The sequence below is a fragment of the Mycobacterium sp. E3251 genome (assembly GCF_001666835.1).
Lineage (GTDB): Bacteria > Actinomycetota > Actinomycetes > Mycobacteriales > Mycobacteriaceae > Mycobacterium.
Map to the genome: position 1 here is coordinate 77,594 of NZ_LZJF01000015.1, position 26,512 is coordinate 104,105.

The 26,512-nt window shown below is 67.7% G+C and carries 29 protein-coding genes; 17 read left to right on the top strand and 12 right to left on the bottom strand.

Translation table 11 applies throughout. The annotated features are described in order from the left end of the window. Positions 1-2: 2 nt before the first annotated feature. The gene (budA, locus tag A5697_RS02570) at positions 3-791 is read left to right on the top strand and encodes an acetolactate decarboxylase (protein WP_067947894.1); all 789 of its coding nucleotides are present in this window, start codon (positions 3-5) and stop codon (positions 789-791) included. An 85-nt stretch (positions 792-876) separates the two neighbouring features. Beyond that, a complete protein-coding gene (locus A5697_RS02575) occupies positions 877-2,022 on the top strand; it encodes a glycosyltransferase (RefSeq protein WP_067947897.1) in 1,146 nt (381 codons plus the stop codon). On the opposite strand, the gene A5697_RS02580 is transcribed toward A5697_RS02575, so the two are convergent. Next, positions 2,019-2,450, bottom strand: a complete 432-nt coding sequence (locus A5697_RS02580) for a hypothetical protein (RefSeq protein ID WP_068007758.1) — start codon at positions 2,448-2,450, stop codon at positions 2,019-2,021. The genes A5697_RS02575 and A5697_RS02580 overlap by 4 nt on opposite strands. A gap of 15 nt (positions 2,451-2,465) precedes the next feature. Next, complete coding sequence (locus A5697_RS02585; protein WP_231971953.1) at positions 2,466-2,960, bottom strand: hypothetical protein; 495 nt, start codon at positions 2,958-2,960, stop codon at positions 2,466-2,468. 84 nt (positions 2,961-3,044) lie between these two features. Between A5697_RS02585 and A5697_RS02590 the strand changes: the two genes are divergently transcribed. Continuing rightward, complete coding sequence (locus tag A5697_RS02590) at positions 3,045-3,899, top strand: sulfurtransferase (RefSeq protein WP_068007761.1); 855 nt, start codon at positions 3,045-3,047, stop codon at positions 3,897-3,899. 3 nt (positions 3,900-3,902) lie between these two features. On the opposite strand, the gene A5697_RS26860 is transcribed toward A5697_RS02590, so the two are convergent. Beyond that, positions 3,903-4,880, bottom strand: a complete 978-nt coding sequence (locus A5697_RS26860) for a hypothetical protein (RefSeq protein WP_231971954.1) — start codon at positions 4,878-4,880, stop codon at positions 3,903-3,905. Between the two features lie 14 nt (positions 4,881-4,894). Between A5697_RS26860 and A5697_RS02600 the strand changes: the two genes are divergently transcribed. The 6 genes from A5697_RS02600 (at position 4,895) to A5697_RS02625 (ending at position 9,706) form a co-directional block, all read left to right on the top strand. Beyond that, positions 4,895-5,692, top strand: a complete 798-nt coding sequence (locus A5697_RS02600) for an alpha/beta hydrolase (RefSeq protein WP_068007765.1) — start codon at positions 4,895-4,897, stop codon at positions 5,690-5,692. A 7-nt stretch (positions 5,693-5,699) separates the two neighbouring features. Further along, a complete protein-coding gene (locus tag A5697_RS02605) occupies positions 5,700-6,482 on the top strand; it encodes an SDR family NAD(P)-dependent oxidoreductase (protein ID WP_068007767.1) in 783 nt (260 codons plus the stop codon). Further along, entirely contained in the window at positions 6,479-7,351 is an 873-nt protein-coding gene (locus tag A5697_RS02610) for an LLM class F420-dependent oxidoreductase (RefSeq protein ID WP_068007770.1), read from the top strand. The genes A5697_RS02605 and A5697_RS02610 overlap by 4 nt, the downstream gene beginning before the upstream one ends. Further along, positions 7,351-8,082: a hypothetical protein gene (locus A5697_RS02615; RefSeq protein ID WP_068007835.1), complete on the top strand. Its 732-nt coding sequence runs from the start codon at positions 7,351-7,353 to the stop codon at positions 8,080-8,082. Before A5697_RS02610 ends, A5697_RS02615 begins: the two co-directional genes overlap by 1 nt. Before the next feature lie 84 nt (positions 8,083-8,166). After that, positions 8,167-8,661: a lipoprotein LpqH gene (locus tag A5697_RS02620; RefSeq protein ID WP_067947911.1), complete on the top strand. Its 495-nt coding sequence runs from the start codon at positions 8,167-8,169 to the stop codon at positions 8,659-8,661. Between the two features lie 55 nt (positions 8,662-8,716). Beyond that, entirely contained in the window at positions 8,717-9,706 is a 990-nt protein-coding gene (locus A5697_RS02625; RefSeq protein ID WP_068007837.1) for an alpha/beta fold hydrolase, read from the top strand. Positions 9,707-9,799: 93 nt separating this feature from the next. On the opposite strand, the gene A5697_RS02630 is transcribed toward A5697_RS02625, so the two are convergent. Next, a complete protein-coding gene (locus A5697_RS02630; RefSeq protein WP_068007773.1) occupies positions 9,800-11,002 on the bottom strand; it encodes a cytochrome P450 in 1,203 nt (400 codons plus the stop codon). Between the two features lie 16 nt (positions 11,003-11,018). Then, positions 11,019-11,672 (bottom strand): TetR/AcrR family transcriptional regulator, encoded by a 654-nt coding sequence (locus tag A5697_RS02635; RefSeq protein WP_067947917.1) that lies wholly within the window; start codon positions 11,670-11,672, stop codon positions 11,019-11,021. A gap of 190 nt (positions 11,673-11,862) precedes the next feature. Between A5697_RS02635 and A5697_RS02640 the strand changes: the two genes are divergently transcribed. Next, positions 11,863-12,648: a spirocyclase AveC family protein gene (locus tag A5697_RS02640; protein ID WP_068007776.1), complete on the top strand. Its 786-nt coding sequence runs from the start codon at positions 11,863-11,865 to the stop codon at positions 12,646-12,648. A 1-nt stretch (position 12,649) separates the two neighbouring features. Here the strand turns inward: A5697_RS02640 and A5697_RS02645 are convergent, their stop codons facing one another. After that, positions 12,650-13,624: an LLM class flavin-dependent oxidoreductase gene (locus tag A5697_RS02645; protein ID WP_068007780.1), complete on the bottom strand. Its 975-nt coding sequence runs from the start codon at positions 13,622-13,624 to the stop codon at positions 12,650-12,652. Between the two features lie 293 nt (positions 13,625-13,917). On the opposite strand from A5697_RS02645, the gene A5697_RS02650 reads away from it, so the two are divergent. Next, a complete protein-coding gene (locus A5697_RS02650) occupies positions 13,918-15,060 on the top strand; it encodes a MalY/PatB family protein (RefSeq protein WP_369806040.1) in 1,143 nt (380 codons plus the stop codon). On the opposite strand, the gene A5697_RS02655 is transcribed toward A5697_RS02650, so the two are convergent. Then, on the bottom strand, positions 15,057-15,785 hold the full coding sequence (locus A5697_RS02655) for a DUF2652 domain-containing protein (protein ID WP_068007785.1): 729 nt from the start codon (positions 15,783-15,785) through the stop codon (positions 15,057-15,059). The genes A5697_RS02650 and A5697_RS02655 overlap by 4 nt on opposite strands. A 115-nt stretch (positions 15,786-15,900) precedes the next feature. On the opposite strand from A5697_RS02655, the gene A5697_RS02660 reads away from it, so the two are divergent. Next, entirely contained in the window at positions 15,901-16,806 is a 906-nt protein-coding gene (locus tag A5697_RS02660) for a haloalkane dehalogenase (RefSeq protein ID WP_068007788.1), read from the top strand. Between the two features lie 102 nt (positions 16,807-16,908). On the opposite strand, the gene A5697_RS02665 is transcribed toward A5697_RS02660, so the two are convergent. Genes A5697_RS02665 through A5697_RS02675 form a run of 3 tightly spaced genes read right to left on the bottom strand, consistent with a single transcriptional unit; the run spans position 16,909 to position 20,356 of the window. Next, positions 16,909-17,916 (bottom strand): VOC family protein, encoded by a 1,008-nt coding sequence (locus A5697_RS02665; protein WP_068007791.1) that lies wholly within the window; start codon positions 17,914-17,916, stop codon positions 16,909-16,911. Continuing rightward, positions 17,913-18,773, bottom strand: a complete 861-nt coding sequence (locus tag A5697_RS02670; RefSeq protein ID WP_068007794.1) for an alpha/beta fold hydrolase — start codon at positions 18,771-18,773, stop codon at positions 17,913-17,915. Before A5697_RS02670 ends, A5697_RS02665 begins: the two co-directional genes overlap by 4 nt. Beyond that, positions 18,770-20,356 carry a bifunctional 3-(3-hydroxy-phenyl)propionate/3-hydroxycinnamic acid hydroxylase gene (locus A5697_RS02675; RefSeq protein ID WP_067947935.1) on the bottom strand — a complete coding sequence of 529 codons (1,587 nt, stop codon included), beginning with the start codon at positions 20,354-20,356 and terminating at the stop codon, positions 18,770-18,772. Before A5697_RS02675 ends, A5697_RS02670 begins: the two co-directional genes overlap by 4 nt. 95 nt (positions 20,357-20,451) lie before the next feature. Here A5697_RS02675 and A5697_RS02680 point away from each other — a divergent pair, with 95 nt between their 5' ends. From A5697_RS02680 to dmpG, 3 genes are read left to right on the top strand one after another with little or no spacing between them, the layout of a single operon-like run. Next, a complete protein-coding gene (locus A5697_RS02680) occupies positions 20,452-21,090 on the top strand; it encodes a TetR/AcrR family transcriptional regulator (protein ID WP_067947937.1) in 639 nt (212 codons plus the stop codon). Positions 21,091-21,110: 20 nt separating this feature from the next. Then, entirely contained in the window at positions 21,111-22,052 is a 942-nt protein-coding gene (locus A5697_RS02685) for an acetaldehyde dehydrogenase (acetylating) (protein WP_067947988.1), read from the top strand. Then, entirely contained in the window at positions 22,049-23,146 is a 1,098-nt protein-coding gene (gene dmpG, locus A5697_RS02690; RefSeq protein ID WP_082953209.1) for a 4-hydroxy-2-oxovalerate aldolase, read from the top strand. Before A5697_RS02685 ends, dmpG begins: the two co-directional genes overlap by 4 nt. Here the strand turns inward: dmpG and A5697_RS02695 are convergent. Continuing rightward, positions 23,062-23,805 carry a 3'(2'),5'-bisphosphate nucleotidase CysQ gene (locus A5697_RS02695; protein ID WP_067947939.1) on the bottom strand — a complete coding sequence of 248 codons (744 nt, stop codon included), beginning with the start codon at positions 23,803-23,805 and terminating at the stop codon, positions 23,062-23,064. The two genes, dmpG and A5697_RS02695, sit on opposite strands and share 85 nt — an antisense overlap. 162 nt (positions 23,806-23,967) lie before the next feature. Here A5697_RS02695 and A5697_RS02700 point away from each other — a divergent pair, with 162 nt between their 5' ends. Further along, positions 23,968-24,522: a hypothetical protein gene (locus tag A5697_RS02700; RefSeq protein ID WP_197500894.1), complete on the top strand. Its 555-nt coding sequence runs from the start codon at positions 23,968-23,970 to the stop codon at positions 24,520-24,522. Positions 24,523-24,525: 3 nt separating this feature from the next. Here A5697_RS02700 and A5697_RS02705 read toward each other — a convergent pair whose 3' ends face one another. Then, the gene (locus A5697_RS02705) at positions 24,526-25,701 is read right to left on the bottom strand and encodes a thiolase family protein (RefSeq protein WP_067947941.1); all 1,176 of its coding nucleotides are present in this window, start codon (positions 25,699-25,701) and stop codon (positions 24,526-24,528) included. A 168-nt stretch (positions 25,702-25,869) separates the two neighbouring features. On the opposite strand from A5697_RS02705, the gene A5697_RS02710 reads away from it, so the two are divergent. Continuing rightward, entirely contained in the window at positions 25,870-26,262 is a 393-nt protein-coding gene (locus tag A5697_RS02710; RefSeq protein WP_067947943.1) for a hypothetical protein, read from the top strand. Positions 26,263-26,512: the final 250 nt, after the last annotated feature.

Genomic DNA, 26,512 nt, shown 5'->3' on the forward strand with positions numbered 1-26,512 from the left:
CCATGGACACACATATCGGCGCCTACGAGCGCTTCCGCCGTTGGGCGACAACGCTTCTCACCCACCAACGCGCGGATGATGCCGAGGTGTATCAGTTCTCGACGATCAGCGCGCTGCTCGAGGGCGTGTACGACGGCGACGTCACCGTTGCCGAGATCCTGCGCCACGGCGACTTCGGCCTGGGCACCTTCAACCACCTCGACGGCGAGATGGTCGTTCTCGACGGCGTCTGTTACCGGTTGCGCGCCGACGGCACCGCCAGCCGGGCCGCGCCGACCGATCGCAGCCCCTTCGCGGCGGTCACCCGGTTCCACAGCGACTTCGAGATCGCGATCCAGGCCCGCACCGGCCGCGCTGATGTGACAGCCGCGATCGACCGTGAAATCAAAAGCGCCAACCTGATTTACGCGATCCGGATCACCGGGCACTTCGCCGAACTGCACACCCGCACCGTGATGGCGCAGCAGCCGCCCTACCCGCCGCTGACCGAGGCCACCGAAGAGCAGGCCGAGACCGTGTTCACCGACGTGTCGGGCACGGTGGTCGGATTCCGCACGCCCGACTTCGAGCAGGGCATCTCGGTCGCCGGTTATCACCTGCACTTCCTCAACAGCGAACGCACCGGCGGGGGCCACATCCTCGATTTCACACTCGAACGCGGAGAGGTCGCGGTCAGTGGGGCTTCGCAGCTGCATCTGAGCCTCCCGACCTCCGGCGACTTCCTCGGCGCGCGGCTTTCCGGCGCCGACGTCGACGAACGGATCAACAAAGCCGAGGGCCCCAAGGGCTAGCCGGTTCGGCGGAATTCATGGACTGTTCAGGTCAGCGCCAAGTCCACATTGTTGAATGCACACGCGCACCGCGTGTCCTCACGTTATGCGCGTTGTACAGGTCGCCAACTTCTATGGCCCTCGCTCCGGCGGCCTTCGCACCGCGGTGGACCGGCTGGGCGCCGAATATTGCGCCGGCGGGCACGAGGTGTTCCTGATCGTTCCCGGCCAACGCGCCGAACGCAGCCGACTGCACACCGGTGTGGTGCGAATCACCCTGCCCGCCCGGCTGATTCCCCTCACCGGCGGCTATCGCGCGGTGCTGCCCGGGCCGGTCAAGGCGCTACTGGAGGCGTTGCGGCCCGACGCCCTAGAGGTCTCCGACCGGTTGACGCTGCGGTCACTGGGGCGATGGGGGCGCGACCACGGCGCCACGACGGTCATGATTTCCCACGAACGGCTGGATCGGCTTGTGGGACAAATCCTTCCGCGCCGCGCCGCGGTGAAATTCGCCGACCTGGCCAACGCGCGCACCGCGGCCGATTACGACACGGTGGTGTGCACCACCGGTTTCGCGCGCGAGGAATTCGACCGCATCGGCGCGACGAATACCGTGACGGTCCCGCTGGGCGTGGATCTGCAGACCTTCCACCCGCGCCGGCACTCGTACCTGGTGCGGCGGCGCTGGGCCGACCCGGCCCAGCTGTTGGTGGTCCATTGCGGCCGGCTGTCGGTGGAAAAGCGGGTCGACCGCAGCATCGACGCGATTGGCGAGTTACGCCACGCCGGGGTCGATGCCCGGCTCGTCGTCGTCGGCGAGGGGCCGTTGCGGGCCAGGCTGGAGCGGCAGGCCGCGCGCCTACCGGTGGACTTCACCGGTTTCGTCTCCGATCGATACACGGTGGCCGGGCTGCTGGCGTCGGCCGACGTGACGCTGGCGCCCGGGCCGCACGAGACCTTCGGGCTGGCCGCGCTGGAGTCGCTGGCGTGCGGGACACCGGCGGTGGTTTCGCGCACCTCGGCGTTGACCGAGATCATCACCGCGGACAGCGGCGCTTCGGCGGACAACCACCCGGCCGCCATCGCGCGGGCGGTCAGCGCCATCACCAGCCGCCCCGAGCACCATCGCCGAGTCTCCGCACGACGCCGTGCCGAGGACTTCACCTGGCACCGGGCGGCGACGGGCATGCTGGCCACATTGGGGGCGCCGGCACTGCACGATGACCCCGACGACGCCGAGCACACGGCTTAACTATCCCCGGAACGCTCCGGCTTCCAGCCGACGTACGTCAGGTACAGCCCGGCGGAGGCGAGGCAACTGAACAACACCCAGATCGCCGCGGACATGCCCGAGGTGTAGATCGCATCTCCGGCCGCGTCGTAGGCGCGGGGCACGGTCAACAACAGCACGCCGCGGATCACGAAAAACCAGCCCACACCCGACACAATGACGGCCGCCAGGCTGCGCCAATACTGGTGAAACGCGATGATGAAGATCCCGCCCATCAGCAGAATCGCCCCATAAAGCCAGGGCCACATGGGATTTGCCTTGAACTCCGTGAACAGCTCCCGCATGTACGAGCCGCGGACGGCGACGGTGATCGGCACGATCGTGAGGTAGGGCCCCAGCACGCGGGCGAACATGCGGGTACGGGTCTGCGATTGCTCGGGGGTGCTCATTTGCCGCTGAACTCCTCAAAAGTCGGAGGCAGCCCACGATCCGGGCGGATACGGCGGAACCACGCCGGCGAGGGCGCCATCGGTGAGCTTGCACAGGGTGTCGGAAATCGTTCCGGCGTTGGCCAATACCTTCGCGTCGCTGCCCGGCGCGACGCGCGCAATCACCGCCTGCCAGAAGTAACCGACGCCGCCGTGTTCGTACCAGACGAACCAGTCGGCGTCGCGATTGCCGGCGCGAATCAGCCGGCGGAACGGCAACGTCGGATCGCTGACAGCGTCGGTCGCGTTGAACGGCGCGCCGATGTCGGCGATGGGCGGCAGAAGCTTGGTCAGCTCGGGCGGCAGTTGGGACAGGTGCTGCACTTCTCGGACCGGTGTCGTCAACGCGCACTGGGTGTTTGGTGTCGCTTCCGCGGGCACGGCCGTCACCAGAGCCAACACGGCTGCCAGACAACCGCTGAACCAAATATCAATGCGCGCCACGACCTGCTCCATCTGCTTGCCGCTCACCCCGACGCTACGCCACCGTTTGCTGATGAGAAACGACTTTGCGCGGCCGCTAGGCTCTGTGCTGACGATCAGGGAGGTGAATCGGTGAGAGCCCGGAACCAGGTGTTGATCACTGTCGCGGAGTTGGCGGGCCTCCTGGAGTCCGGTGATCCGGTAACCATCCTCGACGTGCGGTGGCGCCTCGACGAGCCCGACGGGCGGCCGGCCTACCTGGACGGCCACCTACCGGGCGCGGTGTACGCGTCCCTCGAAGACGAACTCAGCGATCACACGATCGCCGGACGCGGCCGTCACCCGCTACCTTCGGGAAGCGATCTGCAGGTCGCAGCCCGCCGGTGGGGAATCCGGGACGACGTGCCGGTGGTGGTTTACGACGACTGGAATCGCGCAGGTTCGGCGCGCGCCTGGTGGGTGTTGACGGCGGCCGGCCTGCCCGACGTCCGCATCCTCGACGGCGGCCTGGCCGCCTGGCGATCGGCCGGGTGCAGCCTCCAAACCGGGGAGGTGACGCCGCAGCCCGGGAATGTGACTGTGCCGCACAATGATCTGTATGCCGGAGGCCGACCCACCCTGACCGTCGAAAACGCCGGTGACGGCGCCGTCACGTTGCTCGACGCGCGTGCGCCCGAACGCTTCCGCGGGGAGGTCGAACCGCTCGACCCCGCCGCCGGGCACATCCCCGGCGCCACGAACCTGCCCAGCACCGCCGTCCTGGCGGCCGACGGCACCTTCGTCGGCGTCGACGCGCTCGATCAGCTTCTGGCCGAACGCGGCGTCGACCACGCCGGCCCGTTGGGCGCCTACTGCGGGTCGGGCGTGACCGCCAGCGTCACGATCGCCGCGCTCGCGGCGCTGGGTCGGGAGGCGGCGCTGTTTCCCGGTTCGTGGTCCGAGTGGTGTTCGGACCCCGCCCGCCCCGTCGCCCGCGGTCCCGAATAACGGTCACACCCCGCCCCAGCTCTGCAGGAAGGCGGCGGTCACCCGGGCGGCGTTATTCGCCGCGATCCGCTTGTAGCAGAAGAACTGAAACGGAAAGCCCGGCAGGTGAAGCGGATCGCCCGGCCCGTCCGTAATCCCCCGAATGCCCAGGAACGGGACACCGTGCGCATCGGCGACGGCCTGCGCCGCCGCGGTCTCCATGTCGGTCGCATCGAAGGCCGGGTCCGACGTCGAGACGATGTTCAGATTGCTGATCAGAGCGCTTTTGAGCCAGCGACCGGCCGCCTGCCGGAAATTGCCCGTGCACCGCAGCGACCGGTCGGGCGCGCGGCGCGGCTGGCAGCCGAAAACGTCGCCGCCGTTCGGGATACAGGGAAACGCCACGCCGTTGTTGTTGTCCCAACTGCAACCGTCGCCACCGACGACGATTCGCGGCCGGCGCCGCAGATCGATCCTCCGGGTGACGCTTTCCAATGCGACGGAGAGTTTCTCGGCCGCGGCCAGCATGCCAGGATCAACCGGGCGAAACGTCGTGCCGTCGTCCAATGTCCAGCGCGCAGGTACGGCCACGTCCGCGATGCTGGTGCGCGCCGCCCCGCCGGCGACACCCGAAAACACCACCGCGCCAATCTCGAGGCGGGCCAGGGCAGCCTTGGTGGTGTCGACGGCGTTCACCAATCCGATCCCTGTCATCGCCACGATCACCTTCTTGCCGGCGATCGAGCCGAGGTAGAAGTGCCGACGGTCGACGATCACCACCGGTTCGGGATCGAGCGTCGTGTGCGATAGCACCGCGTCTGCTTCGGCCGGAAAGGCCGACAGCACCAGCGTGCGCCCTTCGCCGTCACCCGCGACACCCACCGCACCAGTAAACGCCACGTTGACCGCGGCCGGACACGGCGGCTTTGCTGATTCCGGCCCTTCGCGCGCGGACCGGGGGTTAGTCTCAGCGGCGTTGCAGGCAACCCGGGGGCGCGCCACAGAGGAGCACGTTCATGCTCGAAGTGATCGAAAGGACGCCGCCCCGCGAATCCCACAAGCCGCCGGTACTATTCGTCCACGGCGCGTGGCACGGCGCCCGGTGTTGGGACGAGCATTTCCTGGACTTCTTCGCGGACAAGGGCCACCGCGCGTTGGCGCTGAGCCTTCGCGGTCACGGAAAGAGCCCGGCTCTGAAGTCGATGCGGTTCTGTTCGATCGCGGACTTCGTTGCCGACGTCGCCACGGTCGCGGACGGCTTGCCCGAACCACCGGTGATAGTCGGCCATTCGATGGGCGGCTTCGTCGTCCAGAAGTACTTGGAGTCGCACGACGCTGCGGCGGCCGTGCTGCTGGCGTCGGTACCCCCGAACGGCATCCGCGGATTCTTGGCGCGCCGGTTCAAGCGGCACCCGTGGTACACCGCCACCGGCCTGGCCAGGACCAGGTCGCTGCGCGGTGTCGGCGGCACACCGGAATTGGCCCGCGAGACCTTCTTCTCGCAGTCGCACTCTGGAGCCGACGTGGCGCGCTATACCGCCGAACTCTGCGAGGAGTACGCCCTCAAGATCGCGCTCGACATGTTGTGGCTCGACAGACCCAGGCCACACCTCGTCAGCACACCGCTGTTGGTGTTGGGAGCCGAAGACGACGTGTGCTTCACGACGCGAGAAGTCCGGGCGACCGCGGCCGCCTACGACACCGAAGCGGAAATCTTCCCTAAGATGAGCCACGACATGATGCTCGACCCCGGGTGGCGCGCCGTCGCCGAGAGAATCCACGCCTGGCTCGAAACATGCGTGCCCGCAAGATGACTGCGCCATGAGCGGCCGGCTCGACGGCAAGGTCGCGATCATCACCGGGGCCAGCACCGGCCTGGGGCCCGTGCTGGGCGCGCTGTTCGTCCGGGAGGGCGCCAAGGTGCTGCTGGCCGCGCGACGCGAAGAGCTGGTGCGTGAAGCCGCCCACGCGGCCGGGCCCGGAGCCATCGCGATGCGCGCCGATGTCACCGACGAAGATGACGTCGCGGCCATGGTGGCGCGAGCCGTCGCTGAATTCGGCCAGGTCGACATCCTGTGCAACAACGCCGCCGCGCCCGGGCAGGACCGCTGGATCTGGGAGCAGACCCTGGACAACTGGAACGCCACGATCGCCATCGACGTCACCGCGGCGATGCTGTGCACCCGGGAAGTGCTCAACCAGTCGATGCTGGCGCGCCGCCGCGGCGTCATCCTCAACTTCTCTTCCACGGCAGGCTATTCCGGCATCGTCCGCAAGACCCACTACGTCACCGCCAAGGCATCGCTTCGGGCGTTCACCAAGACCGTCGCGCTGGAGGTCGGGCCCCACGGCATCCGGTGCAACTGCATCGTGCCCGGGGCCATCGATACCGAGCTGTGGCGGCGATGGGTGCAACGCACGGCCGACGAGCGGGGAATCGATTTCGCCACTCAGCGGGCCAAAACCGTCAACGGCGTTGCCCTGCAGGATATTTCCACACCCGAAGACGTCGCCAACCTGGCATTGTTCCTGGCCAGCGACGAAAGCCGCACCATCACCGGCCAATCCATCCCCGTCGACGCCGGAGGGTACATGCAGGGATGAGCGCCCCACGCCTCTCGGTGGCCACGCCCGTGGTGACGATGTTTCCGAAGACCAGCGGCGACTGGGAGAAAGACGCTTCCATCGACGATCTGGCGCGGATCGCCGAGGCCGCGGATCGGCTCGGCTACCACCATCTGACCTGCAGCGAACACATCGCCCTGCCCGCGGCCGAGACGCTCCGGCGCGGTACCCGCTATTGGGATCCGCTGGCCACCTTCGGCTACCTGGCCGCCCGCACTCAACGAATTCGGTTGGCCACCAATGTGCTGGTGCTCGGGTACCACCATCCGCTCGAGATCGCCAAACGCTACGGCACGCTGGACAAGGTCAGCGGCGGCCGGCTCATCCTCGGCGTCGGCGTCGGCAGCCTCAAAGAGGAATTCGAGCTCGTCGGCGCACCCTTCGACGACCGCGGACCGCGGGGTGACGACGCCCTCAAGGCGCTGCGCGCCTCGCTATCCGTGCCCGAACCCGCCTACCACGGCGAGTTTTACTCGTTCGACGGCATGGTCGTCGACCCGTGCGCGGTGCAGGACCGCGTCCCGATCTGGATCGGCGGCCGGACGCTGCGGTCGCTGCGCCGCGCCGCAACCCTGGCCGACGGTTGGGCACCCTTCAACGTGACGCTGTCCCAGGCGCGGGACTGGTTGCGCCGCTTCGATCTTCGATCCGGGTTCGAGGTCGTCCTGCCACCGTCGACAGCGCTGGACCCGATCAACGAACCGGAACAGACCCGCGACGCCATCGGCGAGGCCGCCGCGCACGGCGCCACCATCGTGCCCGCCGTCTTCCGCCACACCTCGCTGCAGCATTACCTGGACAACCTGCAGGCGCTCGCCGAGCTACACTCCCCCGGCGGCGCCGCGTGATCCGCGTCAGGGCAGGCATATTCAGCCTCACCGCCGCCGCGCCGGCCGACGACGACGGCAGCTATCTGCGCTGGCACCTGCTGGATCACATGCCGGAGCAGTATCAACTTCCCGGCATCGTGCACGGGCTGCGCTGGATCGCCGACGGCGATTATCCCCAGCACCGGCTGGCGGCCCACGGCCCGCTGGGTGAGGTCGGCAACGCGGTGCACTATCTGGTGAGCGACCCCGTCGAGCAGACCTTCGACGACTTCGTCACCCTCGGCCGCGCGCTGCGCGAAAACGGCCGGTTTCCCGTCGTCCGGCCGTCCCTGCAAGTCGCCGGCCTGCGCTTGCTGCAGTGGCAGAGCGCCCCGCAGGCGCTGGTCTCCGCCGAGGTGGTGCCGTTCCGGCCGCACCGCGGCATCGTGCTGATCGTCGAAGAACCCGTCGGCGGACGCCGCCCGGATGAGTGGCTGCAGTGGTTGCATGCCGAGCACCACCCGGCGCTGCTCGGCGTGCCGGGCACGGCCGGCGTCTGGACCTTCGGTTCCAGCGCGGGCTGGAGCCACCTACCGCAGGGCTGGCGAACGGACCACCAATACATCACCGTCGTCTACCTCGACGACGACCCGCTGACCACGACCCGCGCCCTGGCCCCCGTCATCGAAGAGCGGTGGCGATCGGAGGCGGTACGGCCCATCTTCGCCGGACCGCTGCGCAGCATGGTCGGGTGGGAAGCCTGGCGGTAAACCCCGCGGTTGACTGGCCGCCAGAGAAATGAGACCTTCCCGAAACGAAGGGAACCTATTGTCCTCGCTGACGAAGGAGGTGAGATGACGAATCGGTATGTGCTGGCGGCCGCCGGGATCGTACTGGCGGCTGGTTTGTCCGGCTGTTCGGGCAAGGGCGGCCAGCCGGCGTCCACCCCGAGTTCGAGTCCGGTTGCCGTGACCACGACCGTCATGATCGACGGGAACAAACACACGATGACCACGGGGGTCAACTGCGCCAGTTCGGCGGCGCAACCGAACGCGTCCCCACCCGAATCCGGGGATTTGACCACCCGCATCACCGTGCACGACGACACGGCGTCGGTGTCGCTGGCCCTGTCCGACGAGAAGCCGCCCATGGTGGACGGATTCGCAATTTCTCTCACGCTGGCCAACGGTCAGTACCAACTGCCCTACCAGTCGACCAATTCGGCCTCCCAGGTCCAGGCAACCAAGCAGGGCAAGAGCTACACGGTGACCGGGACCGGCCAGGCGACGACGCCCGGCCAAAGCGGCACGCGCCCGGTGACTTTCGGGGTGCACGTCACCTGCCCGTGACCGCGGCGCCGCGGGAGTGGTTGTCTACCGCGACCAGCTCTGCGATGCTGGCAGCTTGGACATCTTCGCGCAGTGGCAAACCGGCGGCACTGAACTGCATTGGCGGTCAACGACCGCCGCCAACGGCGGGCACGAAGTCGCGGTGTTCAGTCGCCGCTGCGGTACGCCCGGCGCCCCCGCCCTGGTCCTGGTGCACGGCTTCCCGACGTCGAGCATCGACTTTTTCGCCCTGGCCGGCGAATTGGGTTCCGAGTTCGACATCTACCTGCTGGACTTCCCCGGTTACGGCCTGTCCGACAAGCCGGCCGAGCCGTACGTCTATTCGCTCTACGACGACGCGCGGCTGCTGGTCTACGCGATCACCCAGGTGTGGAACCTGAGCGAATACCGCATGCTCACCCACGACCGCGGCAGCAGCGTCGGCATGATCGCAATGGAGATGCTGGCCGCCCTCGATCCGCCGGTCGTGCCCGTCGACCTCATCGTGACGAACGCCAACATCTACCTGCCGCTGTCCAACCTCACCGCGTTCCAGACCGCGCTGCTCGACCCCGCGACCGGCCGGCCCACCGCGGAGGCGACGACGCCGGAGCTGCTGGCGGCCGGCCTGGGGGCCAGCACGTTCATGCCACGGCGAACACTGGACGACCCGGAGATCGCCGCGTTGGCGAAGTGCTTTGCCCACAACGACGGAATCCGCGTGCTGCCCGACACCATCCAGTACCTGCACGAGCGCGCCGCTGACGAAACAGGTTGGCTGGAGGCACTTTCCAAGAGCCCGGTCAACACCACCGTGGTGTGGGGGCTGCACGACAACGTCGCGCCGCTGCGCGTGCCCAATCACGTCTGGCAGGCGTATCTGAAGAACAAGCCCGGCCGCAACCGCTATTGGGTGGTGCCCGGCGCCGACCACTACCTGCAATGCGACGCGCCCGGCCAACTGGCCGAGATCGTCCGGCTCACCGCCGAGGGCGAGGACATCCCGCTGCAGACGCTCGGCAACCAGCCCGACGGCGCGGTGCTCGTGGACCAAAGCGCGTCCTAGCCTTGCGCCGAGTGCGCGGCAGGCCGCACGTTCGGGCGCGAGTGTGCGGCTGGCCGCACACTCGGCGGGCAGTCGCTGAGCCCGGCCGGCAAGTCATCCGGTGACGACGGGCAGGCGCGCCCACCCGCGGACGCTCGCGGTATGCGCCCGCTGGGCGCTGGCGTAGTCGACTTCCCAGTCGGGCCAGCGCTTGAGCACCTCTTCGAGGGCTACCCGGCCCTCCATCCGGGCCAGCGCGGAGCCCAGGCAAAAGTGCAGGCCCTGCCCGAAACTCAGGTGGGCGCCGCCGCGGTGGATGTCGTAGCGGTCCGGATCCGTGAAGCGGCGATCATCCCGATTGGCAGAACCGTTGAGCAGCAACATGTATGAGCCCTCGGGCACGACGCGGCCGTAGAGCTCGGCGGCCTGCGCCACGTAGCGGGCCTGCACCGGTGACGGCGGCTCGTACCGCAGCGTCTCCTCGACGGCGCCGGGGATCAGCGACGGGTCGGCGACCAGTTCGCGACGCTGATCCGGATGATCGGACAACAGCTGTCCCATGAAGCCGATCAGCCGGGCCGTGGTCTCGTTCCCGGCGCCGGCGATCATGGCGGTGTAGGCCAGCACCTCGGTCCGCGACAAGGGCCGCCTGGTGCCGTCGGGTTCCTCGATCTCGGCCCGCAACAGGTCGGTCATCAGGTCATCGGACGGGTGATCGGCCCGCCATTCGATGTACTCGGCGAACACCACGATGCTTTCCTCGAACAACTTCGCGTTCACCGCGGCTGGGTCGCGCTCCTCGGACAACTCGATGTAAGCCCCGCCGCGATCGCGAATCTTGGCCTGATCCCGCTCGGGAATGCCCAACAGGTAACCGATGGTCCGCATCGGCATCATCGCGCCGAGATCGGCGATGAAGTCGAAGCCGCCAGAGCCGACCAGCGGATCCAGCTCCCGAACACAGAACCCACGCACCAGGTCCTCCACAGCCAGCATCCGGCGCGGCGTGAAGACCCGGGACAGCAGGCGGCGGTGCAGGTCGTGCAGCGGCGGGTCTTCGAACAACAGAATGCCCGGCGGCACTTCGATATTGGCGAACAAGATGTCGGCCGTGGTTCCGCGGCCGGATCGGTACGTCTGCCAGTTCGGCAGTTCGCGCGCCACGTCGTCGTAGCGGCTCAGCGCGTAGAAGTTGTACTTCTCGTTGTAGTACAGCGGCGCCTCTTCGCGCATGCGCTTCCACACCGGGTACGGGTTGTCGTCGATGTCGGAGTCGAACGGGTCGTAGTACAAGTCGATCGTGCTGGTGCCTGCCATTTGTCAGTCCCTTCGCTCAGTCGTTTCGGTGTAGGAAGCCGTGCAGGATCGCCTGGGTGAGTTCTTCGACGATGACCTCTCGAGATGGCGGCTTGGCGCCGAAGTAGGTGGAGCGCAACGCGGCCATGCCCGCGACCATCGCCACCGTCGAGTGAGCGGGCAGGTCGGGATGGTCCGAGCGCAGTCCCCGCAAATGCATGCCCTCCGCGCTGATCTCCCCGAGCGCCGTGATCGCCTGCCTGATCTCGGCGATGCCGGCGTCGGCCTTCTCCTCCTCGCTGAGTGCCTCCGACGCCATCAGCGTCAGCAGCAGGCCCTGGTGTTCGACGAACACGTCGTAGAGCTGTCCGACGAAATGCCGGGCCAGCTCTTGCTCGCCGGTCTCCTCGGGCACCACCGATTGCCAGGTCCGGCCGAACTCGGCGACGAAGTCGGTGAACGGTTGGACGAGCGCCTCGCGAAACAGTGCCGCCTTCGAACCGAAATGCCGAAACAACAGATGCTCGGTAACGCCTGCGGCCTGGGCGATTTCACGCGTGGTCGTGCTGCGGTAGTCCTGGCGGGCGAAGCGCGCCCGCGCGGCGTCGAGGAGCAGCCCCCGCGGGGCACCACGGGGGCGGCGAGTCGTCGCCGCCGGTGGGCTGCGCTTGGTGGGTGGCCGCTGGGGCACAGTTTCGCTCCTGATCCGACGGTTGACTGCCTTTAGGATAGTGTGCACTATCTAATCAGTCGAGCGTTGGAAGGGGTGCGACCGTGGGCGCCGTCATCATGCTGGGCACGTTGTTCGGGCTGATCGTCCTGATATTCGGGCTGGTGCTGCGCTTTGACCCGCTGGCACGCCGGACTCAAGGCCACGACCGGTGAGCTCCCAGATGACGCCCGTGATGCAGGCAGCCAGTGACTTCGCGCTGATCGGGGGTATCGGGTTCACCGCCCTCGGCGTGTACCTCAGCGTTCGGCGCCGCCGCCTCCACCCCCTCCTGCTGCTGTGCATCTCGGCGATCTCGTTTTCGTGGATCGAGGCGCCCTACGACTGGGCGATGTACGCACAGTTCCCGCCGGCCATCCCCCGCATGCCGTCGTGGTGGCCGCTGAACGTGACGTGGGGCGGACTGCCGTTGTTCGTTCCCGTCGGCTACATCTCCTACTTCGTGCTGCCGGCCGTTACCGGCACGGCGCTCGGGCGATGGTTGAGCGGACGGTTCGGATGGCGAAGGCCCCCAACGCTGTTGGTGGTCGGTCTTGTCGTCGGCTTCTGCTGGGCGCTGTTCTTCAACGGGTTCCTGGGCGCCAAGCTCGGCGTGTTCTACTACGGCCGCGTGATTCCCGGACTGGCGATCCGCGAGGGCACCGTGCATCAATACCCGCTGTACGACTCCCTCGCGATGGCGATCCAGATGATGGTCTTCACCTATCTCCTGGGCCGCACCGACCCGCAAGGACGAAACGTCATCGAGATGTGGGCCGAGAACAGGTCGAAGAGCCGACTCGGCTCGTCGCTGCTGTCCGTCGTCGCTGTGATCGTCGTCGGAAACGTTCTCTATGGCGCGGTTTTCGCGCCACACCTCGTCACAAAGCTGGGCGGCTGGGTGACCGCGGGCCCGACGGAGCAGTTGTTCCCGGGCGTGCCGAATCAACCCAAGTAGTTCACCCAAGAGCCTGCGGCAGCACGACCTCGCCGACGCGCTTTAGATAAGGCCACGCGACGTCCGGCGGCAGGCCGCCGCACAACGGTGACAGGTTGAGCACCTGGCCGGCGCGGACCCGCGAAACAGCCTCTGGCACAGAGATAATGATGTGCGACGATCCCGTCTCGCGCAGTTCGTCGACGGTGTTGACGTGGCTGAAGCCGGCCGTGGTCTCGTCCCCGGGGTTCCAGGCGGCGTAGGTGCGCACATCGTGCAGCAGATGCTCGCCGATCTCTTTCCACGCCTGATCCACGTCGTCGGCGACGAAGACGACCGAGGGCGTGTCGCGGTCGGGAAAGAAGGTGGGCCCGGGCTGATGGCCGTGCTGCCGGCAGGCCTCTTCGTAGGCCTCCTGCATGCCCGGCGCGTTGGCGTTGCCCAGCATGCCCAGGCCGTACCTGCCCGCCCGGCGGGCCGCCGCCAACGTACCGCCGCCCCACATCAGTCCCGGGCCGCCGGGCGTCAGCGGGCGCGGTGTCACGGCGACCCGCCGTCCGTCCTCGACGACGGTTTCACCGGCGAGCAGTCGCCGCAACAGCGCGAGCTTCTCGTCGCAAAGGCGCCCACGCGTCTTGATCGGCACGCCGAAGTGCTCGAACTCCTCGGGCCGATAGCCCAAAGCCAGGATGTATGAGGCCCGCCCGTTGCTGATGATGTCGAGGACCGCCATGTCCTCGGCGAGACGCACGGTTTCGTAGAACGGAAGGATCAGGATCAGGCTCAGCGCCAGACGCTGCGTTCGCGCGGCTACCGCCGAGGCCAGCAAGAGCGGTGACGGCAGGTAGCCATCCTCGGACCCGTGGTGTTCACAAAGCACGGCCGCCAAACCGCCGTGGTCCTCGGCCCAGGCGCACATTTCGGGTGCCGCGCCGTACAGATCGGTTGGGGGCGCGGCCCATTCAGGATCGCGCATGTCGAAACGCAGTGTGTACACGACAGACTCCTAGGAGACCTAATCTTTGTGCTGAACGTTACACCTTCAGTCGAAGACGTAAAGCGGTGGCGGCGTGGGAATGTCCAGCGAACTCAGCAGGCCCGCCGGGGCGTCGTGAACGCCGTGCCGTATGTCGTTGCGGCAGAACCGGGATTGCTGAGTGCGGTGGACCTGCCGTTGACGATCCCGCAGCACGCGTTTGTCGCCGGGTAGGTCGCGCCGGTTACTCTGCGGGCGTGACCTTCAACCCGCTCGAGGAGCTCACGCTGGAGCAACTGCGGCTCCGCACGAGCATGAAATGGCGCGCGCATCCGGCCGACGTTCTGCCGCTGTGGGTCGCCGAGATGGACGTCATGCTGGCCCCCACCGTGGCCGAGACCCTGCGGACGGCCATCGACAACGGCGATACCGGATATCCGTGCGGCACCGCGCTGGCCGAAGCGGTCAGTCAATTCGCCTCCGAGCGGTGGCAGTGGCACGACCTGGACGTCGCGCACACCGCGATCGTCCCGGACGTCATGCTCGGCGCCGTCGAGCTGTTGCGTCTGGTCACCGACCGGGGCGACGCCGTCATCGTGAACCCGCCGGTGTACGCCCCCTTCTACGCGTTCGTCACGCACGACGGCCGCGAAGTCGTCGAAGCGCCACTGAACGCCGAAGGCCGAATTGATCTGGACGCGTTGGCGCAAGCCTTCGCAAACGCCCGGGCGAAGGGTGGAAACGTCGCGTACCTGTTGTGCAACCCGCACAATCCCACCGGATCGGTGCACACGGCCGACGAACTCGGGGCCGTCGCCGAGCTCGCCCGCCGGTTCGGCGTCCGGGTGGTATCGGACGAGATCCACGCGCCCGTCGTCTTGTCGGGATCGCGGTTCACCCCCTACCTCACCGTGCCCGGCGCGGAGAACGCCTTCGCCCTGACGTCCGCATCCAAGGCCTGGAGCCTGTCGGGGCTCAAGGCGGCGCTCGCCATCGCCGGACCGGAGGCGGTCGCGGACCTGCGCCGGATGCCGGAAGAGGTCAGCCACGGGCCGAGCCACCTCGGCGTCATCGCCCACGCGGAAGCCTTCCGCACCGGGGGTGAGTGGCTCGACGACCTACTGCGCGGCCTGGATCGGAACCGGACGCTGCTCGGCGACCTCGTTGCAGAGCACCTGCCGAAGGTGAAATACCAATGGCCGCAAGGAACTTACCTCGCGTGGCTCGATTGCCGGGAGCTCGGCTTCACCGAAGACGCCGCCGACGGCCTCGCGGTGGTGGCCGACCTGTCCGGGCCCGCCCGGTGGTTCCTCGACCACGCCCGGGTGGCGCTAAGTTCCGGCCATGTCTTCGGCACCGGCGGCGCGGGGCACGTCCGACTGAACTTCGCGACGTCGGGGGCGATCCTCACCGAGGCCGTGTCCCGGATGGGCCGCGCCCTCGCCCACGCCCACTAGGCGGGAATTTCCTCGGCGCCGCGGCCCAAGTTGCGGAAGCCCTCGGCGGGCTGCTTGAAGCCGAGTACGAACGGCAGTGAGCTCAACTCCAGCTTGACCGTCGCCCCGAGCCGGCGCAGGAACGTGGACTCGGCCGGTGCCAGCGAAACCTGCGACGTCGCGAGGTCGAGGTAGTGCGTCGGGGTCTCCCCGATCTCGTCGAAGACGTGGGTCAGCGGTATGCACAGTGAGCGCACCGGTTCGTCGAGGCACGCCGCGACGGGGTCGGTCATCAGCACGTATTCGACCACGGGCACCAAGTTTTTCAGCATGCGATGCACCAGGATGACATCGAAGCCCGCGAGCTCGGTGTGGCGCTTCACCCGCTGCTCGGCCACCTCACCCTGGTGGACGACGAACTTCAACGAGAGCTTGTCCAACTGCGCACAACTCGCACATTCGCAGGCCAGATCCTTTTGGAAGCGCTCGCGCCGGGCGATGAACGCCTCCCGCATCCGAGAGAGCCGGTCGCACACCAGCACTTTGGCGTCGCCGTCGGGCGCCCAGAAGAACGCGGCATCACCCTCGAGCTTCGCCAGCTTCAGGCCTCTGCCGGCGTCGATCACCGATTCCAGCAGACCCGCAACCGTCAACTGCGCATGGGCCAGGTGGGTACGGTTCCACTGCATGTAGTGGGTATAGCCGCTGATGTCGGCAATGATCAGGACCGCGCGCCGAATCGCCATGAACAAACGAGTTTAATGTCCGCCCAACGCCTAGCCCAATGAAATCTCCCACTAGACGAACTCGCGTTGTCGAGAGAGGCTAACTCAAGGCGCCCGCCCACCGGAGGAGCTGAATATGCATGTGCTACGAACCCCGGACTCCCGATTCGAAAACCTGGAGGGCTATCCGTTCGTAGCGAACTACCTCGACGTGGCGGCGAGCAACACCCAGCCGCTACGGATGCACTTCCTCGATGAGGGCCCGGCCGACGGACCGCCGATCGTGCTGCTGCACGGGGAACCCACGTGGAGTTACCTCTACCGGACGATGATCCAGCCGCTGGCCGACGCCGGAAACCGCGTGCTCGCGCCCGACCTGATCGGTTTTGGTCGCTCCGACAAGCCCAGCCGGATGGAGGACTACACCTACCAGCGCCACGTCGAATGGGTGACCGCCTGGTTCGAGCGCCTGAACCTCAAGAACGTGACGCTGTTCGTCCAGGACTGGGGATCGCTGATCGGGCTGCGCATCGCCGCCGAGCACGGGGATCGCTTCGCTCGACTCGTGGTGGCGAACGGTTTCCTGCCCACCGCGGACCGCCCCACGCCGCCCGCCTTCCACGTCTGGCGGGCGTTCGCGCGCTACTCCCCCGTGCTGCCCGCCGGTCGCATCGTCTCCGTGGGGACCGTCCGCCGCGTTTCCGCTCGGGTGCGGGCCGGGTACGACGCGCCGTTTCCCGACAAGACATATCAGGCGGGGGCCCGCGCCTTCCCGCAACTGGTGCCGACATCACCGGACGATCCGGCGATCCCGGCGAATAGGGCCGCCTGGAAAGCACTGGGCCAATGGGACAAGCCCTTCCTCGCCATCTTCGGAGCCCGGGACCCCATCCTCGGCCAAGCGGACCGGCCCTTGATCAAGCACATTCCCGGCGCCGCGGGCCAGCCGCACGCCCGCATCCGCGCCAGTCACTTCATTCAAGAAGACTCCGGACCCGAACTGGCCGAACGCATTCTGTCCTGGCAGCAGGCGCTGCGCTGACAGCGTCGGCGTCAAACCCGGCTTTTCTCAACAACTCTCGGCAGACGGCCGGTATGGCGTGGTGGTGAGTGTCGATCCGCAACATCGCCGCTCCCCTGTCGATCAGTGGTCTGGGATGCCCGCCCCTGACAGAGCCGGAACTGCGTCCTCGTCGTGTAGCAGCGACGCGGCGCCCGTCTTGAACTGGGTGAGCTTGTCGATGATCGTCTGTCCTTCTGGAGTGTGGCCCCAGATGCTGATGCCCTGGTGTGTGGTGGGTTCCCAGGTGGCCTCGTCGACGACGATCGGATTCCAACCGACTTCCCATTCGAACCCCGACGGCGTGACGGCGTAGAAGGACAGCTCCTTGTCGTTGGTGTGCTGGCCCACCCCGAGCGCCATCCGGAAGCCCAGTTGCTTGACCCGCTGGTAGGCGGCGGTCATGTCGTCGAGTTCGGCGACCTGGACGTTGACGTGCTGGACCCGGGTGCGGATAGGGTTCAGCCGCAGTCGGTTGACCGAAGCGATCGCCACGGTGTGGTGCCGCTCGTTGAACCGCAGGAAGCGAATCTTGAATCTGAGGCCGCTGATCGTCTCGTCGATGTAGTCGGACAACCGCGCGTCCAACACCGCGTCGTAGTAGCCCCGAAGCTGATGAGGCTTTGTGGTGGCGACCGCAACGTGCCCCAAACCTGCTGCGCCCGTGACGAACCCGCCACCCGCCACCATGCGCAACGGCGCCGCGCCGGGACGTGCGCGGGTGAAGACCTCCTGGGTCAGGCCGTTCGGTCCCCGAAACCGGACGAGCCGCTCCACGCCGCGCAGCGCCGCCTCCTCCTCGGTGCCCTCCGTCACGGGCACACCATGCTGGGTCACCCGCGCGAGCACGGTGTCGAAGGCGTCGTGGTCGTCCAGCTGCCAACCGACCGCGGTGACGTCCTCCGCGGGGCCGCGTTGCAGCAAGAACCGGCACTCGTTCTCGTCGAGGCGGAACCGCATGGCATCGTCGGTCGTCGCGTCGTCACAGTGCATGCCGATGGCGTCACGGCCGAATCGTCGCCAATCGCCGAACCTCTGCGTCTCGATCACCACGTAACCGAGGTGGACCCGGCCGAAAACCGACGGGCTCATCGCTCGTTCTCCAGGAAATCGATGACCAGCCGGTTGAACAGTTCGGCGCGTTCCCATTGCATCCAGTGCCCGGTGTGCGAGGTCATCACCAGGCCCGCGTTCGGCAGCGCGTTGAACAGCAGGGGGCCGCCCGACGGGCGGTTCACCTTGTCGTCGCGGCCCCATAGGACGAGCGTCGGTGTCGTCAGGCTGCGCAGCCGGCCGTCTCGGGTGAGGTCCATCCGCCACAGGGTGCGCAGCGCCGTCGGGCCGGAGGGGCGGCGCAGCGGCGGGTCCGCGACCACCTCCGGATCGATCGACGCGCGGTAGCGCAGGTCGATCAAGTCGTCGGGCACCTCGGCACCGTCGTAGACCAGATAGGTGCGGATGAACTCTGCGAGCTTCTCGCGGCTCGGGCCGTCGCCGCCGTAGTAGGACAGCAGGCTCCGCAATCCGGGTGTGGGCAGGCCCCTCGTGATGCCGATCCCGCCCGGCCCCATCAGCACCAGCTTTCCGACGCGGTGCGGGGTGTCCAGGGCCAGCCGCAGGGCCGCCGCGCCGCCATACGAGTTACCGACGAGATGGGCGGTATCGATGCCGAGCTCGTCGAGCAGGCCGCGCATCATGTCGGCCAGGTAACCGAACGGATCGTCGTGGTCGACGCCCTTCACCGACCTGCCGTAGCCGGGCATGTCGGGAACGATAAGCCGGAAATGCGTTGCGAGGGCATCGATATTGCGCGAATAGTTCGACACTCCCGACGCACCGGGGCCACCGCCGTGCAGCATGACAACGGCCGGTCCGTTTCCCGTCTCGGAGACGAAGATGGGTTTCCCGGCGACGCTGACGGTCCGCTCGTCCAACTGCCTGGTGATCATGCGGTGACTCCGATCGGGGTGGCCGGGACGGGTGGCGTCAGGTCGGTGAAGCCTCTCGGCGGTGCCGGCAGCGAACGGCCCTCGCCGGCGGCGGCGAAGACGAATCCGTCGGGGCGCAGCACCACCGCCACCGCCTTCTTGCTGCGAAGCCACCGGGTCAGCGTGCCGTCGTCGTCGCGGATCGCACCGGCCTGCGGCGCGCCGGCCTTGATGGCCAGAACGCGAGCGCCCAGCCGCGCCCACCGATCGGCACCCGGCGGCGCCGCACCGAGATGCAGGACCGCCCAGCCCCCGCCGAGAACGTCGTCCGCCCGCAACGTCCTACCGGTGGCGTCGGTGACCCAGGGTTGCGGCAGCTGCCAACCGACCGCGGCGTGCGCCTCGGACGTGAAACACCCGTCGGGGTAGTGCGCGGGCGGAATCCAAATCAGGCTCTGCCCCGCTTTGAGCACGCCGGGGAGCCGGATCAGCGCGCGCAGTAAGTGGTTTCTCAGGAATGCCAACGACTTTCGGCGCTCGGTGATGAGACGTCCGTTGCGTACCGCCCGACGGGTGACCTCGGTGACGTGGGGTTTGCGCTCGGCCTGGTAGCTGTCGAGCAGTGCGTCGGGCGCGTGCCCGCGCGCCACCGCGGCTAGCTTCCAGCACAGGTTGGCCACGTCGCGCACGCCCGCCGACATGCCCTGGCCGATCCAGGGCGGCATGGCATGCGCCGCGTCACCGGCCAGGAAGACCCGCCCGACGCGCCAGCGGTCCGCGACGCGCACGTGGTGGCTGTAGATGACGGCACGCAGGATCTTCACCTGTTCTTCGGTGATGCCCTGCTCGTGCAGCACCTCCCACACGGCCTCATGGGTGACGAGTCGCTTCTCGTCCTCTCCGGCTCGGGCCGGGTACTCCCAGCGGTGATGCCCCAGCGGAGTCGGGCAGTCGACCGTCGGACGAGCGGGGTTGCAGTGAAAGCGCAACCGGTCGTGACCGTCCCACTCGCGGATCACCTTGGTGTCGATGACAACCCAGCGTTCGGCGTAGGTGCGTCCTTCGTATCCGACTCCGAGTTGGCCGCGGGTCGGCGACGCTCCGCCGTCCGCGGCGATCACATATGAGGCCTTCACGCGTTTGAAGGTGTCGGTGCGCAGGTCGGCGAGCATCAGTTCGGCCGTCGAGTCGCCATTGACCACGCGCAGGCATTCGTGTTCGAGCAATACCTCGACGTTGGGGTACCGGGCGACGCCCTCCCGGAGCACGTGATCGACCGCGGGCTGGTACAGGAACTGTTGCGGCGGGTGCCCGCAGCCCCGGGATGTCATGGTGGTCTCGACGAACGGCACCCCGTCGGCGTCGACCCACGCCAGCGGCCGGTCGGGCAGCATGTCCCGTTGCAGCCGGTCCGCCAAGCCGACGGACTGCCAGATCCGCATCACCTCCTCGTCGGTCGAGATCGCCCGCGCCCGCCCGTACACGTCGGGGTCGCGCTCGATGACGACGACGTTAAGCCCCATGCCACCAAGGAGATTCGCGGCGGTGGCGCCAGTGGGCCCATAGCCGATCACCGCTACGTCATAGGTCGGGTGCTCGTTCATTGCCCTCTCGCCTTCGTGTCGGGCTTGTTATGTAGTGATCGCTACGGTAATGTAGCGATCACTACAGAGTCAAGGACCTCCAGCGAGGAGTTTCAGTGGCCGCTAACGACAAGCCGCAAAAGTCGAACAGGCGCCGCCGCGTCGACGGCGAAGCGTCCAGAAACCGCATCCTGGACGCAGCCACCGAGATCGCCAGCGAACGCGGCTACGAGGGCACCAGCATCGGCCTGGTCAGCGCCAAGTGCGGCCTGCCGGCCAGTTCCATCTACTGGCACTTCAAAGACAAGGATGATCTGATCGCCGCGGTCATCGAACGCAGCTTCGCGCACTGGCTTTCGGCATGGCAGATGCCCGCCGAGGGGACCGCGCGCGAGCGCTTGGTTGCGGTGGCGATGCAGATCGCCAAGGCGCTGCTGGACTCACCCGATTTTCTGCGACTCGGCTTGATGCTCGCCCTGGAGCGACGGCCCGTCGAACCGCGCGCCCGGGCCATGTTCCTGGAGGTCCGCGACCGGGCCTTCGAGACGCTGACGCCCGCCATCCGCGATCTCGCGCCCGGGTTGACCGATGCACAGGTCGGCCAGTTGGTCACCTACGGGATCGCCGGGGCCGATGGCCTGTTCGTCGCCAAGGAGATCGGCGGGGATTCCGTCGACCTGCCGGCGCTCTTCGAGTTGCACGCGGCCGCCCTGCACGACGGCGCCCTCCGCATGGCCGCCGAGAACACCAAGTGACCCCCGTCGAGCAATGGCCGGTGGCCATCATCGGATCGGGCAACATCGGCACCGACCTCATGCTCAAGATCCTGGGTGCCGACGGCCCGCTCACCGTGGCCGCCATGGTGGGAGTCGACCGTGACTCGGACGGGCTGGCCCGGGCGCGGCGAATGGGCGTGCCGGTCACCGCCGAAGGCGTCGACGGGTTGCTGGGCATGCCGGACTTTGCCCGCATGAAGCTCGCCTTCGACGCCACCTCCGCCGACGCGCACCGCGCCAACTGGGCGGCGTTGCGAGACAGCGGGATACGAATGCTCGACCTCACGCCCGCGTCGGTCGGCCCGATGTGCGTGCCCGTGGTCAACCTTGACGACCACCTCGACACACCCAACCTCAACATGGTGACCTGCGGCGGGCAGGCAACGGTGCCGATCGTTGCCGCCGTCGCCAGGACGGGAATCGTCTCCTACGCCGAGATCGTCTCGTCGATCTCGGCGAAGTCCGCGGGCCCGGGCACCCGGGCCAACATCGACGAATTCATCGAAACCACCTCCGCCGCAGTACAAGTCGTCGGTGGTGCGCAGCGCGGCAAGGCCGTCATCATCGTCAACCCCGCCGAACCCCCGGTGCCCATGCGCAACACCGTGTACTGCCTCGTCGACGGGGACGTCGACCACCGCTCGATCGAGAACCAAATCCTCGACATGGTCGCCCGGGTCGCCGCGTACGTGCCCGGCTATCGGCTGAAGCAAGACGTGCAATTCGAGGTGTTCGGCCATGACGATCCGCTCTGCATACCTGAAACCGGCAAGTTCACCGGCACCCGTGTCACGGTGATGCTCGAGGTGGCCGGCGCCGGCGACTACCTGCCCGCCTACGCCGGGAACCTCGACATCATGACCTCCGCCGCCAAGGCCACCGCCGAGCGCCTGGCTCTGCATGCCATGCGGCCCGCCCAAACTGCCGGTGCCACAACATGACCCAACGCATCTATGTCAGCGACGTGACCCTGCGCGACGGCATGCACGCGGTGCGCCACCAGTACAGCATCGAGCAGGCCACGATCATCGCCCGGGCACTCGACGAAGCGGGGGTTGACTCGATCGAAGTCGCTCACGGTGACGGGTTGTCGGGTTCGAGCTGCGTGTACGGGTTCGGGGCGCACACGGACGACGAATGGATCGAGGCCGTCGCCGCCGCCGTCGATAACGCGAAGATCGCGACGCTGCTCCTGCCGGGTGTGGGCACCCTGCGCGACCTCAGGGACGCGCAGCGCGCCGGCGCAACCGTCGTGCGTGTCGGCACCCACTGCACCGAAGCCGACATCGCCGCCCCTTATCTCGCCGCCGCCCGCGCCCTGGGCATGGACGCCGTCGGCTTCCTGATGATGAGCCATATGACCAGTCCCGCCGGCCTGGCCGCCCAGGCCAAGCTGATGGAGGGATACGGCGCCACCTGCGTCTATGTCGTGGATTCGGGCGGCGCGATGACGATGCGCGATGTCGGTCACCGAGTCTGCGCCCTGCGCCAAACCCTTTTGCCCACAACCGAGATCGGCATCCATGCCCACCACAACCTGGCGCTGGGCGTCGCCAACTCGATCACCGCCGTCGAGCACGGCGCTTACCGCGTCGACGCCTCCCTGGCGGGCATGGGAGCGGGTGCCGGGAACGCGCCGCTGGAGGTCTTCATCGCCGCGGCCTCCCGCCTTGGCTGGAGCCATGGCTGCGATCTCCATCTTTTGCAGGACGCGGGCGACGACCTCGTCCGGCCCTTGCAAGACCGGCCCGTGCGGGTCGACCGCGAGACGTTGACCCTCGGCTACGCGGGCGTGTACTCCAGCTTTCTGCGGCACGCGGAGGCGGCCGCCACCCGGTTCAACATCGACGCCCGCACGCTGCTCGAAGAGGCCGGGCGGCGCGGGATGGTGGGCGGCCAGGAGGACATGCTCGTCGACATCGCCCTCGACCTCACCGGCGCTGATGGGCCTCAGCGCGTGACGGCCAGTACGGCTTCCGCCAGCTCGGGCCGGCAGACCACCAAATCCGGCAACTTCGGGTCTGATCGGTTGTAGGCCAGGGCTGACCCGTCGATCCGCGAGGTATGCAGACCGGCGGCTCGGGCCACGGCAACTGGGGCGGCCGAATCCCACTCGAATTGGCCGCCGGCATGCACGTAGACATCCGACAACCCCTGGATGAGCGAAGCCACCTTGGCGCCGGCGGAACCCATTTCGACCAGCACCCCGTCCAGCGCGTCGCGGACGGTCAGGGCGATGGCAGGCGGCCGGGTGCGCGACACCACGATGCGCGGCTTGCCGGGCACCGAGGGAGGCGACTCGACCTCGGGGGTAGCGAGGGTGATGCCCTGCGCCGGCAGCGCTACCGCGCCGGCAACCAGCTCGCCGGCCTCCCACAGCGCGACGTGCACGGCCCAGTCGTCGCGCCCGAGCTCGGAGAATTCCCGCGTCCCGTCGAGCGGATCCACGATCCACACGCGCTCGGAGCGCAACCGGACCGGATTGTCGATACCCTCTTCGGACAGCACGGCGTCCTCGGGCCGCTCGTCGGCGAGAGCCGCCATCAGGTAGTCATGGGATCGCTTGTCCCCCGCGGCTTTCCGCTCGCTCGCTTCCGCGCCGGCGAACTCTTCCCGGACCGAGAGCAACAGCCGGCCCGCCTCGGTGGCCAACCGTGCGGCCAGTTCGTGGTCGTCCGTCAGTTGCAGGGCCATCACAATCCTTAAGTTGGTAGCGTTGACCAACTTTACCCTGCCAAGACAACGCCGACGGGCCCCACCCCGGGTGGGAGGTTTCGGCCGTAATCTGGTGATGTGAGCGGGGGCAACGTTCCTTTATTGAGCCGGTTGCGACGCGTTCCACGGGGGCGTCTGATCGTGGTCGGCATCGTGTCGGTGGTCGCGCTGGGCGGCGTCCTCGCCTTCGTGGGGGCGAAGCTGGCCGAGGACGACCACGGCGCCGGGCCACCCAGCGCCCAGCCGCCACCACCGCAGAGCTTCGCCATCCCGGGTTGTTACAACCTGTCCGTCCCGCCGGTCGAGCGCCCGAAGCGGCTCAACGTGCTGGGCTGCGCAAGCGTAGCCGTTGCGCTGCAAGACATGTCGTGGAGCTCGTGGGGGCCGCAGGGCGCCGACGGGACCGGCACGGCCGTGTTCAAGGTCTGCGACCCGAATTGCGCAGCGGGGTATCAACTGACCGAACCCGTCGTCGTACACGCGTGGAATCCGCAACCGCCGCGGCGCGAGGCCATCTGCCAGGTCGGCTTGAACATCTTCGCCGACATGATCCTGGCCTTCCCCAAGGGCGTCCCGCCACCGAACGTGCAGAAGATGAACGCCCAATACAATGGGCAGCCGGCGGTGCACTTCGCCAACTACTCGAGCGGCGACACGCGCGGCACCCAATTCATCGGCTACACGTACTGCAACTAGCCGCTAGACCTCGATCACCACGGCGCCGCCCTGGCCGCCGCCCGCGCACATGGCCGCGACGCCGATGCCGCCGCCCCGGCGGGCCAGCTCATAGGCCAGCGTGGTGACCATGCGCGCACCCGATGCCGCGATGGGGTGGCCGAGGCTGCAGCCGCTGCCGGAGAAGTTGACCTTCTCCTCGTCGATGCCGTACTGCCGGCACGCCGCGATCGGCACGGAGGCGAATGCCTCGTTGATCTCCCACAGGGCCACGTCGTTGACGGACAGACCGGCCCGCTGCAGCACCTTGCCGATGACCTTGACGGCCCCCAGGCCCGTGTCCCTGGGTGCGACACCCGCGGCCGCCCACGCCCGTACCGTGCCCATCACGTTCAGGTTCTCGGCGGCGGCGTAGTCACGGTCGACGAGCGCCACCGCCGCGGCGGCGTCATTGGTGCCGCTGCTGTTGCCCGCCGTGATCGAGAATCCCTCGATCTCGGGGTGCAGCACTTTGAGCCCGGCGAGCTTCTCGACGGTGGTGTCCCGGCGGGGATGCTCGTCGACGGAGAACTCGGTCACCGAACCGTCGAACTGCGTGATCTTCAGCGGGACGATCTCGTCGAGGAACTTGCCGGCGTCCATGGCCGCGATGGCGCGCTGATGGGACCGCGCGGCCCAGGCGTCCATCTCTTCACGAGTGATGCCTACCGCCTGTGCGGTGTTCCAGCCGACCGTGATCGACATGTCCTTAGCTGGCGCATCGGGGGTCTCGACGTGGGTCGGCGGCATCCAGCGCTCCTCGAACTTCAGCTCGGGGCCGGGGATGCGCCAGTTCGTCAGCGGCGTCATCGACAACGACTGCACCCCGCCGGCGATGAGCACGCGTTCCATCCCGGAGCCGATCTGGGCCGCGGCGTTGCCGATGGCGGTCAGGCTGCCCGCGCAGTGCCGATTCACCGACTGACCGGGAATGTCCTCCATACCGGTCGCGGTGGCCGCATACCGCGCCAGATCACCACCGCCATAATGTGATTCGGCGAAGATGATGTCGTCGATCGCGGAGGGGTCAACTCCGGATCTGCGCACCACCTCGGGGAGCACCGCGGTGATCAGCGTCTCGGGCGGTGTGTTGACGAGCGTGCCCTTGAAGGAGCGGCCGATCGCCGTCCGAACAGCTCCGACGATGACGGGTGTAGCCATGTTTTCAACCTCGACGGGTCTGGCTGCGATGGGCAGCGCGGATGTCAGCAGATAACGCGAATCGTAACAAATACCGTATGGCCAATAGTAAACGGCCTAAGTTCACCGGGCGCGGGAGGACGACGAGAGCCGACCGGTCGATGTTCTGACACAGGACACAATGGGCCCATGACAACCAGATCAGCCGCCGAGCGTGACACCACACAGCTGGCCGCTTACCGCGTCGCTGCGATGCTCCTCGGCGTGGGGACGCTTCACTTCCTAGCGCCCAAACCGTTCGACACCATCGTTCCCGCCGAGCTGCCCGGAAACCCGCGGTTCTACACCTACGCGTCCGGTGTGGCCGAGGTGGGCGTCGGGGCGGCGTTACTGCCGCGACGCACCCGGCGATTGGCCGCGCTCGCGGCGGCCGTGTTGTTCATCGGGGTGTTCCCGGCCAACGTCAACATGTGCCGGTTGTGGTGGAACAAGCCCTGGCCGATGCGGATCGCCGCCCTGGCGCGGCTACCCCTGCAGATCCCGATGATCACCACCGCGCTCAAGATCAGCCGTAACAGCTGACTTTCACGGTGGTCACGCGTGCCACAGCCGTCCCCGGCCCGAGGGCATGCTCGAATTGCCCGCCTCTCAGCGACACTGTGCGCGTGTCGCGGCTCCACGTTCCGTCGCCCGATGTTGTCGCTCGGAGGCGGGCAATTTGTGCGGCTCCCGGCGCGGTGACTGGTGTGGCCCCTGTGACCGATGCGGCCGACGTGCTTAGACCAACCACGTTGTGCCGCAAGCGCAGTCACGCCACGGCATCGACTGGGCG